Genomic DNA, 18,579 nt, shown 5'->3' on the forward strand with positions numbered 1-18,579 from the left:
CGTGCGATCAACCCCAACCTGACCCTGCTGGCGCGCGCACACAGCGATGCCGAAGTGAAGCATCTGCTTGAACACGGTGCCGACGGCACGGTGATGGCCGAGCGCGAGCTGGCCTACTCGCTGGCGGAAATGGTGATGGCCACCCCGCCTTCGACAATTTCCCGCTGCTGTTGGTGGATGAACGATTTGGTAGGTGTCGACCTTGGTCGACAGTAGATCCACGCCATGCGTGGATGCTTTTCGATGCACCGTCGGACTATTCGATTCCGATGGGGATTCATCCACGCATGGCGTGGGGTTGGCTGACCCCAAAAAAAATCCCCGGCCGACCCGCATCGGCCGGGGATGATATCGCCACGCCCTTGGAGAGCGTCTCTACCGTAACGCTTTCCTGCAGTGGTGGTGATCGCCTCTGGCGATGACGACCAAGCCAGCAGGCATCAGGCGTCCGCCAACGCCTGTTCCAGGTCCGCGCGCAGATCTTCGATGTGCTCGATGCCGATCGACAGGCGCACGGTGTCCTCGCTGACCCCGGCCCTGGCCAGCTCAGCCGCATCCAGCTGGCGATGGGTGGTCGACGCCGGATGGGTGGCCAGTGACTTGGCATCCCCCAGGTTCACCAGCCGGGTGAACAGTTTCAGGGCATCGAGGAAGCGGGCGCCGGCCACGCGCCCACCCGGCAGGCCGAAGGTCAGCACACCGGAGCCGTGGCCGCCCAGATAGCGCTGCGCCGCCGCGTGTTCGGGGTCGTCGGCAAGCCCTGCATAACGCACCCAGGCTACCTTCGGATGGGCGCGCAGGTACTGCGCCACGGCCAGCGCATTGGCGTTGATCCGCTCCATGCGCAGGGCCAGGGTCTCGATGCCCTGCAGGATCAGGAAGGCATTGAAAGGTGACAACGCTGCGCCGGTGTTGCGCAACGGCACCACCCGCGCCCGACCGATGTAGGCCGCCGCGCCGAGCGCTTCGGTATAGACCACGCCGTGATAGCTCGGATCGGGCTGGTTCAAGCGGGCGAAGCGTTGCGGCTGTGCCGTCCAGTCGAAGCGGCCCGAATCGACGATCGCCCCGCCCAGGCTGGTGCCGTGGCCGCCGAGGTACTTGGTCAGCGAGTGCACCACGATGTCGGCGCCATGTTCGAACGGGCGCAGCAGGAATGGCGTGGCCACCGTGTTGTCGACGATCAACGGCACGCCGGCCGCATGCGCGACCTCGGCGATGGCGGCGATGTCGGTGACGTTGCCGCGCGGGTTGCCGATCGATTCGACGAACACCGCCTTGGTGCGTTCATCGATCAAGGCCGCGAACGCCGACGGGTCAGCCGGATCTGCGAAACGCGCCTGGATGCCGTACTGCGGCAGCGTGTGCGCCAGCAGGTTGAGGCTGCCGCCATACAGCGCACTGGCAGCGACGATGTTGTCGCCGGCCTCGGCAATGGTCTGGATCGCATAGGTGATCGCGGCCTGCCCGGAAGCCAGTGCCAACGCGCCGATGCCCCCTTCCAGCGCCGCAACGCGCTGCTCCAGCACGTCGGTGGTGGGATTCATGATGCGCGTATAGATGTTGCCCGGCACCTTCAGGTCGAACAGGTCCGCCCCGTGCTGGGTGTCATCGAATGCGTAGGCCACGGTCTGGTAGATCGGCACCGCCACCGCGCGGGTGGTCGGGTCGGGGCGGTAGCCGCCGTGCACGGCCAGGGTTTCCAGTTGCCACTGCGGATCGCTCATTGCGCCAGGCTCCATCCGGGGAAACGCCCACCATAGGCCAGCCATCGACCGCCATTGAGAGCCCCTGGCGATGACGCCAGTACCGGCGGTTATCAGGTTGCCCGGGATTCAGGCAGTCGTCATGGGCCATTGCTAGGCTTCGCCGCCGGGCCCTTTGCCCCGGACAAGGACGCCCTACCCGATGCAGCCCTTCCCGTGGACTCCCGCCGCCGGCAACCCGACCCAGGTGCTGCTGGTCGAGGACGACCGCCGCCTGGCCGAGCTGGTCAGCGACTACCTGAGCGAACATGGATTTGCCGTGCAGCACGTGCCGCGTGGCGACCTGGCCAGCGCGGCCTGCCGCCAGCACGCGCCGGAACTGGTGGTGCTGGACCTGATGCTGCCTGGCCTCGGTGGCATCGACGTGTGCCGGCAGATCCGCAGCTTTTCCGACGTGCCGATCCTGATGCTGACAGCGTGCGAGGACGATATCGAACAGGTGCTGGGCCTGGAGTCCGGTGCCGATGACTATGTGCACAAGCCGATCGAGCCACGCCTGCTGCTGGCGCGCCTGCGTGCGCTGCTGCGCCGTCGCCATGGCAGCGGCCCTGCCGGCGTGCCGTGCAGGTTGATGCATGGCGAACTGCTGATCGATCGCGTGCAGCGCGAGGTTCACCTGCATGGGCAGCCGGTGGAAATGGGCACCACCGAATTCGAGATCCTCTGGCTGCTGGCCAGCCAGCCCGGGCGGATCCTCTCGCGCGACCAGATCCTGCAGGCGGCACGCGGCATCGGTTTCGATGGCCTGGATCGCAGCGTGGATGTCTGCATCGGCAAGCTGCGTCGCAAGCTTGGCGATGACGCGCGCGAACCGCGCCGGATCAAGACCGTGTGGGGCCGCGGTTACCAGTTCAACCCCTCGGCCTGGTCGGCGTGAAGCGCCTGTTCCTGTGGTTGTGGTTCGTCACCGGCGGCTGCCTGCTGGTGTCGGTGTTCAGCCTCAACCATCTGCTGGACCGCATCTACACGCCTCTGCAGGAACGAGTCTTCGTCGAACAGGTGCGCGGACAGGTGTATGCGCTGCGCAGCGGACTGGCCGGCCTGGACCGCCAGCAGCAACAGCAGCGCCTGCTGCAGTGGCAGCCGCATTACGGCATTGCGCTGTCACTGCTGGATGCACCGCCCGTGCTCGATGACGACGAGCGCAGTGCCCTGCGCGGGGACGGCTTCATCGTCCGTGACCGCTACCAGCAGGTGCTGATGCCCATCGCGGGGGCTGACGGACGCTGGCTGCAGCTGCACTTTCCCGGCGAGGTGCAGATGACCCTGTACATGACCGCCGCCGCCTACCTGTGCATCCTGCTGCTGGTCGGCGCCTGCCTGTATGCCTGGGTACGCCTGCTGTGGCGCGACCTGGAAGCGCTGCGGGGTCATGCCGATCGCATCGGTGCCGGCGATCTGCAGGCGCGTGCGCAGGTATCGCCACGTTCGCAGATCCGGGTCATCGTCGAGCATTCCAACCGCATGGCCGCGCGCGTGGCCGAACTGGTGCAACGGCAGCGCGATCTTACCCATGCCATTTCCCACGAGCTGCGCACGCCGATCGCACGCCTGGCCTTCGGCCTGGATCTGATGCAGGACAGCAACGACCCGGCGCGGCGGGCACACCTCGCTAGCGGCCTGCGTGGTGATCTGGCCGAGCTCAACCGATTGGTCAGTGAGCTGCTGGCCTATGAGCGGTTGGAGCATCCCAACGACGCCGAGCCCATGCAGCGGATCGAGGCGAATGACTGGCTGCAGGCCTGCATGGAAGACGCACGGCGCGATGCCGAGCGCGCGGGCCTGGTGCTGCAGGTCTGGCCCAGCGCGCTGCCACGCGTGGATGCCGAGCCACGCCTGCTGCAGCTGGCCCTGAGCAACCTGGTCGGCAACGCGATGCGCTATGCACGCACCCGTGTGGAGGTGTCACTGGTCAGCGTGGCCGGCAAGGCCTGCCTGCGCGTGGATGACGATGGCCCCGGCATTGCCGAAGGCGATCGCGAGAAGGTGTTGCGCCCGTTCACCCGTCTGGATGACAGCCGCAGCCGCGACACCGGCGGCTTTGGTCTTGGCCTGGCCATCGCCGGGCGCATCGCGGTTCGTCACCACGGCGAGCTGCGCGTGGGACGCGCGACCCTGGGCGGTGCACGCCTGGAAATGCACTGGCCACTGGCTGCCAGCTGAACGCCACGGGCCGCGCTTACAGTTGCTTACAACTCCCGCACAACTGCGGACGGATTGGTCGGTGGCATCCCGCCACGCTGTCGACCCAGCAGCACGCGCCGGATGCGCGCACTGCATTTCCTCCCACTGTAGAGAGTTGCCATGTCCCACCGTCGCCGTTTCCCCACCCTGCTCGGCCTGGCCCTGCTGCCCTTGTTCGCAACGTCGACAGCGCATGCCAAGGAGGATCAATGGACCTTCGAGCTTGCCGCCGGTGGCGGCGTTGCCCCGCGCTACAGCGGCAGCGAGGAATTCCAGGCCGCACCGACGCTGTCGTTCGACGTGACTTCGCCGGGCGGCTGGTTTCTGGGTACCAGCGGTGCGGGTTGGGGCACGGCGATCGGCGAACACACCCGCGTGCGTGCCTACGTCGGCGGCAGCGGCAGCCGACGGGAGAAGAACTCGATCCTCGGCGGCTCGGACTTCCTGCGAGGCATGGGTGATATCGGTACCCGGCCCCTGGTCGGCCTGGCGGCTGGCTATACGCTGGGCGAGGCGGTGTTGAGTGGTTCCTGGCAATACACGATGAAAGACGACGACAAGGGCGACAACGGCCTTGCCACCCAGCAGATCCACCTGAACCTGGAGATGCCGCTGTTCGATCTGGCCGGTGGCGTGGTCAGCGGCAGCGTGTCCACCGACTACGGCAACCGCGGCTACCTGCAGACCTGGTACGGCGTCAGCCCCGACCAGGCCGCACGTACCGGTTTCGCCCAGCACAAGCCCAAGGCCGGCCTGGTCAGCGCCGGGCTGGGCATGAAATGGAGCCATCGCGCTGGTCGCAACGGCAACTGGTACATCGCCGTGGAAGGCACCCGCCTGCTCGGCGACGCCGCCGACAGCCCGATCGTGCAGAAGGCCAACCAGTTCGGGTTGATGACCGGGTATACGCACCGGTTCTGAGCATTGCCGCCGAGCGCCGGACACCGACGTTCGCGCTGGCAAAGAGACGGGGCGCTGCGATCATGCAGCGCCCCGTTGCACGCATCAGGCCTTGGCGAACACCAGATGGCCACCGTCGTTGCCCACTTCGATGGTATCGCCGTTGACGAACGCACCGGACAGGATCTTCTGCGCCAGCGGGTTTTCCAGCTGTGCCTGGATCGCACGCTTCAGCGGACGCGCACCGTAGACCGGATCGAAGCCGACGTTGCCGAGCAGGTCGAACGCCGCATCGGACACCACCAGCTTCAGGCCACGCTCGGCCAGGCGCTTTTCCAGGCCACGCATCTGGATGCGCGCGATCTGCTTGATCTGCTGCTTGTCCAGCGGATGGAACACCACGATGTCATCCAACCGGTTGATGAACTCCGGACGGAAGTGCGCCTGCACCACGCCCATCACCGCCGCCTTCATCTGCGTGTAGGCTTCCGGCGTGTCATCGCCGCTCATGTCCTGGATCTGGTGCGAGCCCAGGTTGGAGGTCATCACGATGACGGTATTGCGGAAGTCCACCGTGCGGCCCTGGCCATCGGTCAGGCGACCGTCGTCCAGTACCTGCAGCAGGATGTTGAACACATCCGGATGCGCCTTTTCCACCTCGTCCAGCAGGATCAGCGAATACGGGCGACGGCGCACGGCCTCGGTGAGGTAACCACCTTCCTCATAGCCCACGTAGCCGGGGGGCGCACCGATCAGGCGTGCGACGCTGTGCTTCTCCATGAACTCGCTCATGTCGATGCGGATCATCGCGTCGGCGCTGTCGAACAGGAATTCGGCCAGCGACTTGCACAATTCGGTCTTGCCCACGCCGGTCGGCCCCAGGAACAGGAACGATCCCCCCGGTCGATTCGGATCGGACAAGCCAGCGCGCGAACGACGCACCGCGTCGGACACCACCTTGATCGCCTCTTCCTGGCCGACCACGCGGTTGTGCAGCACCTCTTCCATGCGCAGCAGCTTGTCACGCTCGCCTTCGAGCATCTTGTTGACCGGGATGCCGGTCCAGCGCGAGACGACCTCGGCGATCTCCTCGTCGGTGACACGGTCCTGCACCAGCTTGAAGTCGTGGTTCTCCACTTCCTGGGCGGCAGCCAGCTGCTTTTCCAGCTGCGGCAGCACGCCATACTGGATCTCGCTCATGCGCGCGAAATCCTGCCGGCGCTGCGCCGACTCCAGTTCAACCTTGGCCTGCTCGACCTGTTCCTTGATCTTGGTCGTGCCCTGCAGCGCGGCCTTCTCCGATTTCCAGACTTCGTTGAGATCGGAGAACTCGCGCTCCAGCGCATCGATATCGTTTTCCAGATCGGCCAGGCGCTGCCGCGAAGCGTCGTCCTTTTCCTTCTTCAGCATCTCGCGCTGGATCTTCAGCTGGATCAGGCGACGTTCCAGCCGGTCCAGTTCCTCCGGCTTGGAATCGATCTCCATGCGCAGCCGTGAAGCGGCCTCGTCCATCAGATCGATGGCCTTGTCCGGCAGCTGGCGGTCGGTGATGTAGCGGTTGGACAGGGTGGCCGCAGCGACGATGGCCGGGTCGGTGATCTCCACCCCGTGGTGCACCGCGTACTTTTCCTTCAGGCCACGCAGGATCGCGATGGTGTCCTCCACCGTCGGCTCGCCCACGAACACCTTCTGGAAGCGGCGCTCCAGTGCTGCGTCCTTTTCGATGTACTTGCGGTACTCGTCCAGCGTGGTCGCACCGACGCAGTGCAGTTCACCGCGCGCGAGTGCCGGTTTGAGCATGTTGCCGGCATCCATCGCACCGTCGGCCTTGCCCGCGCCAACCATGGTGTGCAGCTCGTCGATGAACAGGATGATCTGGCCTTCACTCTTGGCCAGGTCGTTGAGCACGCCCTTCAGGCGCTCTTCGAATTCACCGCGGAACTTCGCACCGGCGATCAGCGCGCCCATGTCCAGCGACAGCACGCGCTTGCCGCGCAGGCCTTCAGGCACTTCGTCATTGATGATGCGCTGGGCCAGGCCTTCGACGATCGCGGTCTTGCCCACGCCGGGTTCGCCGATCAGCACCGGGTTGTTCTTGGTACGACGCTGCAGCACCTGGATGGTGCGGCGGATTTCTTCATCGCGACCGATCACCGGATCGAGCTTGCCGCTCTCGGCGCGTGCGGTCAGGTCGATGGTGTATTTCTCCAGCGCCTGCCGCTGCTCTTCGGCGTTCTCCGACTGCACGTTCTCGCCACCACGCAGTTTGTCGATGGCGGTCTGCAGGCGCGCCTTGTCGGCACCGGCAGCGCGCATCGCCATGCCCAGCGTGCCGCCGTCTTCCAGCGCGGCCAGCACGAACCACTCGCTGGCGATGAAGGCATCGCCCTGCTGCTGTGCCAGCTTGTCGGTGTGGTTGAGCAGGCGGTTGAGATCGTTGCCGATCGACAGGTTGCCGGCCTGGCCGGACACCTTCGGCAGCGCTTCAAGCGCCTCGTCCAGGCGCTCGCGCAGCACCGGTACGTTGACGCCGGCCTGGGCCAGCAACGGCCGGGTGCTGCCACCCTGCTGGTCCAGCAGGGCACTGAACACGTGCACCGGTTCAATGATGCTGTTGTCGCGGCCAACTGCCAGCGACTGCGCGTCTGCCAGCGCCTGCTGGAAACGCGAGGTGAGCTTGTCCATTCGCATTGCGAAACCTCATCGGTCATCTTGGCCGGCCCGCGCCGGCGATGCTGGAAAGATGCGGTTGCCCCACCCCGTTTCAAGGGTGGCTGCGACTGCATTCGAAGGCCAGTCAGCCTGCGGCCAGCATGCCGGACGGGGTGTTGTCGGCGCGTTGATCCGGATCAGATCCGCACGATGGGTTGGCTCAACGGGTGATCGCGCCCCGGATCGCCCGCAGCTGCTGCTTGACCGCCCGCGCCTGCGCCACGCCCATGCGCAGCAAGGCCTTCTGCCCGATCGAGCGCGACTGCAGGGTGGCGTCGACGAAGCGGTAGCGGCCGCGCGCATCGCGCTCCACCAGCGGCGCTTGAGCCAGCTCCGGGGTGTCCAGCAGGTGATCAATGACTGACACCAGGCGATCATTGAAGTAGCCATCGGGCTTTCCAAGATCGACGTAGGCCTGCTGGATCAACGGATAGAAGCGCTTGTAGGCAACGCCTGCGGCCGCCGGGTCAATCGCGGTGAAGGCCTGCACATAGGGCGCATAGCGCGCCGCATTGGCCGCGGCGATGCGCTCGCCGCCCTCACCCAGCTCCACCTGCAGGCTGCCCGCTAGCGGCCGTGCAGCCAGCGCGGTAGGCGGCACACTGGCCTTGTCCAGGTTGTCGACCTGGGTGACCAGGCGCTGGATCAGGTGATCGCGCAGCAGCGCAGTCAACGCGCCCTCGCCCTTGAACAGTTCGCTCAATGTGCTCCAGGCGGCGGCATCGCTGTCGGCCAGGTTCGGCAACGCAGGGTCGGCGGCGGCCTCGGAATCCAGCGGATGCTTGATCGGAGAGGGCGCGGGTTCCTGCGTAGCAGCAGGCTTCGGTGCGGCACCTGCGGAGGTCGGCGCGGATTGCTCCGGCACCGCTACGCCATCTGCCAGGTGCTGCAACTGGTCGCGGAACAACCACGTGCCCGCGCCGCCCACCACCACCACGCCCAGAACCCAGGGCCAGACCACTTTTCCACTCTGCATGATGCAGAACCTCGCCTTTCAGCTGCATGGACAAGGTGTGACTGCCCTGATTCGGCGGGGTTCCCCAGCCATTCCACTGCCGTTGTGGTTCACGCCTGCTTTGCGCGGCGCGCGCGACCCTGTTGTTCCTGTTGGGTGGAGAAGCTTCATGCAGTACGCGCTGTACTACTGGACCGGCATCCAAGGCCGTGGCGAGCTCGTGCGGCTGGCGCTGGAAGATGCCGGCGCCGATTACGTGGACATGGCGCGGGTGCACGGCGACGCCGTGATGCAGCCGTTCCTCGATGGCCACAGCGAAGGTGCTCAACCTTTCGCGCCACCGTTCCTGAAGGCGGGGCGACAGGTCATCGCACAGGTCGCGGCCATTCTCGATTTCCTCGGCCCGACGCTGGATCTGGTTCCGCAGGCCGCCTCGCGGCGTATGCAGGCGCTGCAGTTGCAGCTGACCATCGCCGATCTGGTGGCCGAAGTGCACGACACCCACCATCCGATCGCCGCGTCGAAGTACTACGAAGACCAGAAGACCGAGGCCAGGGCGCGCGCGGCAGCGATGCGCGATGAGCGCCTGCCGAAATTCCTTGGCTACTTCGAGCAGGTGCTGAAGGCCAATGGCGGTCGCCACCCGCTGCGCGAACACTCCTACGTGGACCTGTCGCTGTTCCAGTTGCTGAGCGGGCTGGACTATATGTTCCCACGCCGCATGCAGGCGCTATGGCCGACGTTGCCACTGCTGCGCGCGCTGAAGGATCGGGTGGAACAACGGCCCGGCATCGCCGTCTATCTCGCTTCGGAGCGGCGGCTGCCCTTCAACACCAACGGCATCTTCCGGCATTACCCGGAACTGGATTCAGATCGGTAGTGCCGGCCGCTGGCCGGCAACTGCACGATCCAACCGGAGCCTCTGAGGGTGCCGGCCATGCCGGCACCACCCGTGATCAGTCGTTCCCAGCCAGCGGCTTCACTGCCTGCTTCTGCAGCGACAGCAGCCCCAGCAGGATGGCCAGCGCCACATAGGCGCCGGCGAACTGCCAGCTGATGACGCGGGCCAGGCCCTGCAGATCCCACGGCAGGTAGATGCCGCCGCGCGGATCCACCGAATGGATCAGGCCGAACAGGGTGAGCACCGCCGCCACCAGCAGGAAGCCGCAGGCACGGCGCAGGCGACCATCGACCATCGCCGCGACCGTGGCGATCCACAGCATCGAGGTGATGATGAAACCATTGCCGAGCGCGAAGATCACCGCCAGTTCCGGCAGGCCATGACCATCGACGTGGGTCAGCAGCGCGCCCATCTGCTCGGCCGGAATCCAGCCCGGCGCCTTGATCGCCAGCAGGTAGGCCGCCGACGGCAGGAAGCCCAGCACCATCGCACCGGCATGCTGGCGCGGCGTCGCCTGGAAGGCCTGGGTGGTGATGTCGATCGACACGTACACGATGATCGGCGCCAGCACCGCGAGCGGCAGCCACTGCACCAGCCCGGAAATGATGCCAAGCATGCCGCCGATGCCGACGAACAGGCCGGTCAGCAGCGTGTAGCCGCTGCGCGCGCCCATGTGCTTGTAGGCCGGCTGGCCGATGTACGGAGTGGTCTGCGCCACGCCACCGCAGACGCCGGCCACCAGCGTGGCCACCGCTTCCACCAGCAGGATGTCGCGGGTGCGGTAGTCATCGCCGGCCGCGCGCGCGCTCTCGGAGACGTTGATGCCACCGACCACCATCAGCAGGCCGAACGGCAGCAGCAGCGGCAGGTAGGTCATCGCGGTCGGCAGGCCCTCGATGAAGCCCAGCGTCGGCAGCGGCAGCACCACCTGCGGCGGCACCCAGGCCGGAATCTGGAAGCCGGGCACACCCAGCCCGGCCAGACCGAGCCCGTAGTACAGGACGGTGCCGAACACGAACGCCAGCAGCACACCGGGGCCACGCAGCGGCAGCTTGCCCTTGGCGATCAGCACATACAGCAGCAGGCCCAGCGTGGTGAAGCCGACCAGCGGCGAGCGCAGGGTTTCCAGCAGCGGCAGCAGGCCCATCAGCACCAGTGCGATGCCAGCGATGGAGCCAAGCAGCGCGGCACGCGGCAGCGCGCGGGTCACCGCTTCACCGAAGAACGACAGGATCAGCTTGAGCACGCCCATGATGACCAGCGAGGCCATGCCCAGCTGCCAGGTGGCGATGGCCGCAGCGTGCGGGTCCATGCCCTGCTGCTTGAAGGCCAGGAAGGCCGGGCCCAGCACAAGCAGCGCCATGCCGATGCTGGTCGGCGCATCCAGGCCGAGCGGCATGGCGGTGACATCGTCGCGCCCGGTCCGCGCGGCCAGGCGCCGTGCCATCAGGGTGTACAGCAGGTTGCCGACCAGCACGCCCAGGGCGGTGCCGGGGAACATGCGGCCGAAGACCACGTCGGCGGGGAACTGGAACATCCCGACCAGGGCCATGGCGATGAAACCGAGGATGGAGAGGTTGTCGACGACCAGGCCGAAGAAGCCATTGAAGTCGCCAGCGACGAACCAGCGGCGCGGCGCGGTGGAAGCGGGAGCGGACATGGAAGGGGCGGTGGGGGTGGGGACCGCCGATGGTAGGCCCAGCGGGGCCGGCGCGCCAATTCCCGAGTGGAATGATGGGTTCCAGCCAACGGCGGAGCCCCTCGTGGTTGGTCGCTGAAAGCAGGTTCTGGGGGTGGGCCGGGCGGGTAGGCTGCGCAGGGGGCGCTGCAAGTACGTCCATGTAAGCTCGGTCGCCGCATCCATGCGGCTCACGCCCCTGCGCAGCCTACCCGCCCGGCCACGGACAGTTTCCTGCGGGCGCCAGCCACGGATGAGAATCAAAAGATCAAAAGCAGAAGCCGGTTGCTGCGCGCTCAAGCGCCGGATCGCAGGCATCTGCCTGGTTGCCGGCCAGCGGCCGGCACTACTGGGAAGGATCCACGCATGGCGTGGATCTACCGTGTCGACCAAGGTCGACACCCATCAGAAACAGGCCATGCCATTCCGACAGATCGTGGGAATCTGTCGAAGGCGGGGTGGGTCCGGTTGCGGGGGTGTCCGCGGCATGAATGCCGCGGCCAAGCCCCCAAGTATGGGTTTACGGCGTCCCCCGCAACCGGACCCACCCCGCCATCCCACCGATACCCCGCTTTTGACGTTGACGTTGACGTTGATTCGGCGGGTGCAGGGCGCAGCCCTGCATCAGACCCCAACCCTCACTTCTTCAGGAAGTTGTCCACCAGCAGATGCTTCACGTCGTCGATGCGACCGCTCAGTACCGCCTTGGCCGCATACAACGCCGTGCCCGCCACCTGCTTGGCTTCGATCTGCGGTGGCATCACCAGCTCCGCGCGACTGGTATGTACATCCAGCAGCGCCGGCCCACGCTGGGCAAGGAAATCCTGCACCGCTTCTTCCAGGTCCTCGCTGCGGGTCACCGTGCGGCCATGGAAGCCGATCACCTCGGCCAATCGGCCGAAATCCGGATTCTTCAGGTCGGTGTAGTTGTCCAGCAGCCCTTCCACCTTCTGCTCCAGCTCGACGAAATTCAGCGAGCCGTTGTTGAACACCACCACCTTGATCGGAAGATTCTCCTGCACCGCGGTCAGCAGGTCGCCCAGCAACATCGCCAACCCACCATCGCCGGACAACGAAATCACCTGCCGCCCCGGGAAGGCCTTCTGCAGACCCAGCGCCTGCGGCATCGCGTTGGCCATCGTGCCGTGCAGCAGGCTGGTCAGCGTGCGGCGCCGGCCGTTCACCCGGATGTGCCGCAGCACCCACACCATCGGCGAGCCACCATCCGCGGTGAACAGCGCATCGTCGGTGGCGTACTTCGACAGCAGCGCGGTCAGGTGCTGCGGATGGATCAGCTCACCCTCACCCGGCTGCTCCTCCTGCTCGCGCTTCTTCAGCGCCTTGTCGCGGTGCTCGATGCATTCGTCCAGGAAACTGCTGTCTTCGCGCGGGGGCAGCATCGGCAGCAGCGCATCCAGCGTCGGTGCGATATCGCCGACCACGCCCAGGTTCACCGGATGGCGGCGACCGAGGTGGCTGCCGTCGCGGTCGACCTGGATGATCGTGGCCTTGTCCGGATAGAACTGGCCCCAGGCGAAATCCGCGCCGAGCAGCAGCAGCGTGTCGCACTCCATCAACGTGTGGAACCCGGATTCGATGCCGAAGACTCCGGTCATGCCCATGTTGTACGGGTTGTCCGGTTCGACGAAATCCTTGGCGCGCGATGTGTGCGCCACCGGTGCCTGCAGGCGCCGCGCCAGTTCCAGCAGCTGCGCATGTGCCCCCTGGCAACCGGCGCCGGCATAGATGCCGATACGCTTGCCCTGCCCCAGCAGTTCGGCGATGTGCTGCAGCTCGGCCTCGGAGGGGCGCAGCACCGGCTGGGTGTAATGCACCGAGAACGGCACATCGTGCTTCACTTCCGCTTCGCTGATGTCGGCCGGCAGGATCACCACCGCCACACCGCGGCGGCTGATCGCCGCCTGGCAGGCCAGCGCCACCACGCGCCGTGCCTGGGCCGGGCTGTGCACCTGCTCGCAGAACACGGTGCAGCTGCCGTACACCGCCTTGAAATCCACTTCCTGCGGGAACTCCATGCCCAGTTCGCTGGTGACCACCTGGCTGGCGATAAGCACCATCGGCGCGCGGTTGCGGTTGCTCTCGAAGATGCCGTTGATGAAGTGCAGACCGCCAGGACCGCACGAACCCGCGCAGGCGGTCAGCTGGCCGCTGATCAATGAATCGGCACCGGCCGCGAACGCCGCGACCTCTTCATGGCGGACATGCACCCACTCGATCTCACTGCGATGCAGTGCGTCGGTGACATGGTTCAGGGTGTCGCCGACGATGCCATAACAACGGCGGACGCCCGCCTGCTGCAGGGTATCGACGACGATCTCGGCAACGCGCTTGCTCATGGGACTACAGCCTTGCAAGGGGGAACCCCGAGGCTAGTCCCGGTGAAGTGATGCTCCCGTGGGCAAGAGACCGATCGCCTTGTCGTGCAAACTCCGGGCAGGGCTGCCGTCAATCGTTGACGTTGATCCACCCCGTCACCGCGCCGTGCTTCGGGTTGCGATAACGCAGCTTCACCCAACCATCCTGCTCATCCAGCATCTCCACGCGATCACCCTGCACCAGGTAGCGCTGCGTGCTGGACGCACCGGGCTGATCGAACAGGAACAGGCGCGCAGGCAGCACGCTCGCCATCAACCCCAGCAGCGGCGCACCGCTTGCTGGTGCGCCGAGCCCGTCACCGATGGCGCTTTCCAGCACCTTGCCGGAGGGATCGTAGGTACGCCACACCGCCAGTGGCCCTTGGTTCCCGGTCTCTTCCCAGTGCAGCGCCCGGTTCAGCGTATCGCCCAGCATCAACACGCTCTCACTGCGGTACAGATAGAGCTGCGGTCCGTTGAAGCGATACACGTCGGTGTACCACATCGGCCCGCTGCGGCAGCTGGCGGTCAGCGTGCGCGTGGCGGCGTCGGCGGTAAGGCCCATCAGGTCACCGCACTGGTCGTGTCCATGGGTCACCGCCTTCAGTGCGCGGAACTGACCGCTGCCTACGTCGAAGCGATAGACCGCAACGGCCTCATTGACCATGCCCACCGCCGCGCGCGCAACCAGCTCGGGGCGCCCGTCGAAATCGAGATCCTCTGCGCCCAGGCGCGAATGTCCCTCGGCGTCCGGCGCGCCAGGCAGGCGCTGCCGCTTCCCTGCCGGCTGCAGGAGCACGGCTAGCATGCCGTCCTCCTGTACCTCTACCGCCGCCTGCACGCCCGCTGCCGGCGAAAACCGCAGCGGGCCCCGGTCCTCGTCCTGCGCCTGTGCCGCCGGCGCCAACAGACCGGCCAGCATCACCGCCATCAGCACACCCCTGGGTGTCATCGTCATTCCCTGCAGCGCCACAGTGGCGCGTCGAGGTCAGAACGATACGTCAACTGCCTGCCGCGACCACAGTACCGACTGATGCCTGGACTGCTGCTTCCACGCCAGACGGATCGCTTCGATGTCGGCGCGGCGCTGCGGGCTGTCCTCGTGCAGCACTACCAGCACCTTGGTGCGCAGGCGGTTCGGGGCAGCATCGCCACGGAACAGCCACTGGCCGTAGGCATCGAACACGGTCAGGCCGTCCGGGAAGCGCGGCGTCACTTCCTTGTCCAGGAACGCGCGCCACTGCGCATCGCTGATGGTGCCGGCCTGCGGGCGGTCACCGGCGCCCTGCTCTTCGCCCACGCCGAAATAAAGCTCGCTGCGCACCCAGCCGTGGCCGCTGGACGGACGCGCGGCGTCGCCCTGCAGGTCGGCGGTGGTGGCATAGGCGCTGGGCGCCTTGGAGGACAGGCTGGCGCAGCCACTGGTGGCCAGCAGCACGGCGAAGACAAGGCCAAGGTGTTTCATCGGGAACAGCACTCCGGGAAGGGGAAAAAGCACGACGAAGGGGCACGGAGGGTACACCTGCGCCTCGGTTGCGGCTGCAACCAATTCCCTCATGCCGGCAGGGCATGAAGTGATGCAATGGGAGCCGGGACTTGCATCGCACCGCCTCCTCACGCCAAGATAATATATCGCTTCATCCGGATGGATGTAAGTGAAACTATCTACCTCCCCCTTCCCCACGTCGTTGCTGCTGGAGTCCGCATGTCCCCCCGCCTGTCCGCGTCGCCGCTCGGCCTCGCCATCGCGCTCGCCCTGTCCCCCGCCCTGGCTTCGGCCCAGGACGCCGCCACCAACCTGGACACGGTGATCGTCACCGGCACCCGCGCCGCCGACCGCACCGTGCTTGAATCCACGTCGCCGGTGGACGTGCTGACCGCCGAGGACATCCGCAAGGCCGGCGTGGTCAATGGCGAGCTGGGCAGCGCCCTGCAGGCCCTGCTGCCCTCGTTCAACTTCCCGCGCCAGTCCAACTCCGGCGGCGCCGACCACGTGCGCGCCGCGCAGCTGCGCGGGCTGTCGCCGGACCAGGTGCTGGTGCTGGTCAACGGCAAGCGCCGCCACCACACCGCGCTGGTCAACACCGACAGCAAGATCGGCAAGGGCACCACGCCGGTCGACTTCAACGCAATCCCGGTCAGCGCCATCAAGCGCATCGAAGTACTGCGCGATGGCGCCGGTGCGCTGTACGGCTCTGACGCCGTGGCCGGCGTGATCAACGTGATCCTCGACAACGGCGGCGACGGCGGCGAGATCGAAGCCAGCTACGGCGCCAACCACACCGACCTCAAGCCGATCGGCCGCACCCTCACCGACGGCCAGACGGGCAACCTCAGTGCCAAGGTCGGCACCTCGCTGGGCGAAGACGGCGGCTTCCTGCGCGTCGGCCTGGAATACAAGAAGCGCAACGGCACCAACCGCGCCGGCTTCGACCAGATTCCGCCGTGGGACCAGACCGAGGCCAATCTTGCCCTGCAGGGCAAGCGCAACTACGTGCTCGGCGATGGCGCCAGCAAGGACATCAATCTGTGGCTGAACACCGAGACTCCGGTGGGCAAGACCGCGACGTTCTATGCGTTCGGTACCTTCAACCAGCGTGATACCGAAGGCGCGAACTACTTCCGCTACCCCGATGGCGATGCCAACTGGAAGGAGGTCTACCCCAATGGCTACCGGCCGATCTCCGAAGGCGAGAACCGCGACGTGCAAGCGGTGGCCGGTATCCGTGGGCAGTGGGGTGAATGGAGCTATGACGGCAGCCTGGATTACGGCCAGAACGACTTCACCTATCGTCTGCGCGATTCGCTGAATGCCTCGCTGGGCCCGACCAGCCCGACCCGCTTCAAGACCGCGGACTACGAGTACGCGCAGACCGTGGGCAACGTCGACCTGAGCCGCGTGTTCTCGCAGAGCGACAGCATCAGCCACACCCTGGGCCTGGGCGCCGAAGCCCGCCACGAGCGCTACCAGACCCGTCCAGGCGACCCGGCCAGCTACGCCGCCGGCCCGCACACCGATCGTCCGACCGGCTCGCAGGCAGGCGGTGGCCTGACTCCGCAGGACGCGGCGACCCTGTCACGCGATGTGGCCAGCGCCTACGCCAGCCTGTCCAGCCAGTTCGGCGAAAAATTCTCCACCGACCTGGCCGCGCGCTACGAGCACAGCGATGACTTCGGCGGCGAACTGACCGGCAAGCTCGGACTGCGCTACGAGTTCACCCCGGCATTCGCCCTGCGCGGCGCGATCTCCAACAATTTCCGCGCACCGTCGCTGGCGCAGATCGGCTACGAATCCACCTCCACCGGTTACAACGCCGGCGGCCAGCTGGTGCAGGGCCGCCTGCTCTCGGTCAACAACCCCATCGCCCGTGGCCTGGGTGCGCAGGACCTGAAGCCGGAGAAGTCGCTGAACACCTCGCTCGGCTTCACCAGCCGCATCGGCGAGCACTTCGACCTGTCGCTGGACTTCTTCCAGATCGACATCGACGACCGCATCGCACTGTCCGAGAGCATCACCGGCGATGCGCTGACCGATTACGTGGCCACCAACTACGGTGTTGGCGGCCTGCAGAGCGCCAGCTTCTTCGTCAACGCCGCCGACACGCGCACCCGCGGCGCCGAGCTGGTGAGCAACTGGCGGCAGTCGCTGGGCGATGGCCAGCTGCTGTTGACCGGCACCTACGCCTACACCAAGACCACGCTGAAGAACGTGCTGGCCACACCGGCGCAGCTGCAGGCGCTGGACCCGGACTACGTGCTGTTCGGCATCGAAGAGACCAATACGCTGACCGACGCCACCCCGCGCACCCGTGGCAGTTTCTCAGCCGCTTGGAGCAACGACCACTGGTCGCTGAGCAGCCGGGTGAACCGCTACGGCAGCGCGACCCGCGTATTCAACTTCGGTGATGGCTACATTCCCCGCCAGACCTACCAGGCCGAGTGGCAGCTGGATGCGGAAGTGGAATACCGCATCACCCCGCAGTGGAGCGTGGCCATCGGTGGGCAGAACCTGACCGACAACTACCCGGATCGCTCCAACGAGGACATCCACTACTTCGGCAACCTGCCCTACGACGTGCTGTCGCCGATCGGCAGCAACGGTGCCTACTACTACGGTCGCGTGCGCTACACGTTCTGATTGCTCTGGGTGTGATTGCCTTGGGTGGGTGCGGACCGTTGGTCCGCACAGCATGCCGACCAACGGTCGGCACCCACCGGGACGCGATGGATCGCTGCGGGTGGGTGCGGACCGTTGGTCCGCACCAGCCGTAGCCTGACCTCGACCCCGCGTACACGTCGCCGCTGGCATGGTGGTCGCCATGGCTGAACCGCTCCCCCTGCGTCCGCCACCTCCATTGCTGGACGACGCGTGCGCGTTGTTCCTCGATGTGGATGGCACCCTGATCGAATTCGCTGCACGTCCCGACGCCGTGCAGCTTCTCCCCGATGTGCGTGAAGCCATCGGCCGCATCAGCGATCGCCTGGAAGGTGCCGTGGCACTGGTCAGTGGTCGCCCGCTTGAACAGCTGGACCAGTTGTTCGCGCCGCTCAAGCTTCCCGCTGCGGGCCTGCATGGCCACGAACTGCGTGCGCAGGACGGGCACGTGATACGCGATGAGCATGCTGACGACACCGCCGACTGGTTGCATGCGCTTCATCAACAAGCCATGCGTTTCGCCCATGGTCACCCCGGCGTACTGGTCGAGAACAAGGGCGTAGGCCTGGCCCTGCACTGGCGTGGCGCACCGCATGCAGCCAACGATGTGCGCGCCTTCGCCGACCGCCACGTTCGCGGCCGTGCCAGCTATCGCCTGCAGCCGGGCGACCATGTCGTCGAATTCGTCCCGGTGGCTACCAACAAAGGCAGAGCCGTACGTCGGCTGATGCAGTACCTGCCGTTCCGTGGTCGTCTGCCGGTGTTCCTCGGCGATGACCTGACCGATGAATTCGGCTTCGATGCGGCCAATGGCCTGCATGGCTGGAGCGTGTTGATCGGCGAACGTGAACCCAGTGCAGCGGTGTTCGCGCTGCCCGACATACGCAGCGTGCACGCCTGGCTGCGTGAGAATGCGTATTGACCCCGGCCCCCACGGCCGCAACCGAGATGT

Annotated in this window: 14 protein-coding genes; 7 read left to right on the forward strand and 7 right to left on the reverse strand. The window is 66.3% G+C overall.

Annotation, left to right across the window (positions count from 1 at the left end; translation table 11 throughout):
- Positions 1–216, forward strand: a 216-nt coding sequence (locus AC1DKR_RS15400) for a hypothetical protein (protein WP_478033455.1), incomplete at its 5' end; no start/stop codon positions are given.
- 224 nt (positions 217–440) lie between these two features.
- Here AC1DKR_RS15400 and AC1DKR_RS15405 read toward each other — a convergent pair.
- Entirely contained in the window at positions 441–1,727 is a 1,287-nt protein-coding gene (locus AC1DKR_RS15405) for an O-acetylhomoserine aminocarboxypropyltransferase/cysteine synthase family protein (RefSeq protein WP_478033457.1), read from the reverse strand.
- A gap of 181 nt (positions 1,728–1,908) precedes the next feature.
- On the opposite strand from AC1DKR_RS15405, the gene AC1DKR_RS15410 reads away from it, so the two are divergent.
- From AC1DKR_RS15410 to AC1DKR_RS15420, 3 genes are all read left to right on the forward strand, one after another.
- Positions 1,909–2,643, forward strand: a complete 735-nt coding sequence (locus tag AC1DKR_RS15410) for a winged helix-turn-helix domain-containing protein (protein ID WP_478033459.1) — start codon at positions 1,909–1,911, stop codon at positions 2,641–2,643.
- The gene (locus AC1DKR_RS15415) at positions 2,640–3,929 is read left to right on the forward strand and encodes an ATP-binding protein (RefSeq protein WP_478033461.1); all 1,290 of its coding nucleotides are present in this window, start codon (positions 2,640–2,642) and stop codon (positions 3,927–3,929) included. Before AC1DKR_RS15410 ends, AC1DKR_RS15415 begins: the two co-directional genes overlap by 4 nt.
- A 141-nt stretch (positions 3,930–4,070) precedes the next feature.
- Positions 4,071–4,871, forward strand: coding sequence for a MipA/OmpV family protein (locus AC1DKR_RS15420; RefSeq protein WP_312786680.1), 801 nt, complete (start codon positions 4,071–4,073; stop codon positions 4,869–4,871).
- A gap of 84 nt (positions 4,872–4,955) precedes the next feature.
- Here the strand turns inward: AC1DKR_RS15420 and clpB are convergent, their stop codons facing one another.
- Both clpB and AC1DKR_RS15430 read right to left on the reverse strand, forming a co-directional pair.
- Complete coding sequence (gene clpB / locus AC1DKR_RS15425) at positions 4,956–7,541, reverse strand: ATP-dependent chaperone ClpB (protein ID WP_312786681.1); 2,586 nt, start codon at positions 7,539–7,541, stop codon at positions 4,956–4,958.
- A 181-nt stretch (positions 7,542–7,722) separates the two neighbouring features.
- Complete coding sequence (locus AC1DKR_RS15430) at positions 7,723–8,538, reverse strand: DUF3014 domain-containing protein (protein ID WP_312786682.1); 816 nt, start codon at positions 8,536–8,538, stop codon at positions 7,723–7,725.
- A 148-nt stretch (positions 8,539–8,686) separates the two neighbouring features.
- On the opposite strand from AC1DKR_RS15430, the gene AC1DKR_RS15435 reads away from it, so the two are divergent.
- Positions 8,687–9,397: a glutathione S-transferase gene (locus AC1DKR_RS15435; protein ID WP_478033467.1), complete on the forward strand. Its 711-nt coding sequence runs from the start codon at positions 8,687–8,689 to the stop codon at positions 9,395–9,397.
- A gap of 76 nt (positions 9,398–9,473) precedes the next feature.
- Here AC1DKR_RS15435 and AC1DKR_RS15440 read toward each other — a convergent pair whose 3' ends face one another.
- The 4 genes from AC1DKR_RS15440 to AC1DKR_RS15455 form a co-directional block, all read right to left on the reverse strand.
- Complete coding sequence (locus AC1DKR_RS15440; protein WP_089236586.1) at positions 9,474–11,078, reverse strand: SulP family inorganic anion transporter; 1,605 nt, start codon at positions 11,076–11,078, stop codon at positions 9,474–9,476.
- Positions 11,079–11,734: 656 nt separating this feature from the next.
- Positions 11,735–13,453 (reverse strand): thiamine pyrophosphate-dependent enzyme, encoded by a 1,719-nt coding sequence (locus AC1DKR_RS15445; protein WP_025874311.1) that lies wholly within the window; start codon positions 13,451–13,453, stop codon positions 11,735–11,737.
- Between the two features lie 109 nt (positions 13,454–13,562).
- Positions 13,563–14,423, reverse strand: a complete 861-nt coding sequence (locus AC1DKR_RS15450) for an SH3 domain-containing protein (protein ID WP_478033470.1) — start codon at positions 14,421–14,423, stop codon at positions 13,563–13,565.
- Positions 14,424–14,459: 36 nt separating this feature from the next.
- Positions 14,460–14,936 carry a DUF3574 domain-containing protein gene (locus AC1DKR_RS15455; protein ID WP_478033472.1) on the reverse strand — a complete coding sequence of 159 codons (477 nt, stop codon included), beginning with the start codon at positions 14,934–14,936 and terminating at the stop codon, positions 14,460–14,462.
- 240 nt (positions 14,937–15,176) lie between these two features.
- On the opposite strand from AC1DKR_RS15455, the gene AC1DKR_RS15460 reads away from it, so the two are divergent.
- The gene (locus AC1DKR_RS15460; RefSeq protein ID WP_478033474.1) at positions 15,177–17,609 is read left to right on the forward strand and encodes a TonB-dependent receptor plug domain-containing protein; all 2,433 of its coding nucleotides are present in this window, start codon (positions 15,177–15,179) and stop codon (positions 17,607–17,609) included.
- 181 nt (positions 17,610–17,790) lie between these two features.
- Complete coding sequence (otsB, locus tag AC1DKR_RS15465; protein ID WP_025874307.1) at positions 17,791–18,549, forward strand: trehalose-phosphatase; 759 nt, start codon at positions 17,791–17,793, stop codon at positions 18,547–18,549.
- The last annotated feature ends 30 nt before the right edge of the window (positions 18,550–18,579 follow it).

This window comes from Stenotrophomonas sp. 01N47, assembly GCF_056399165.1.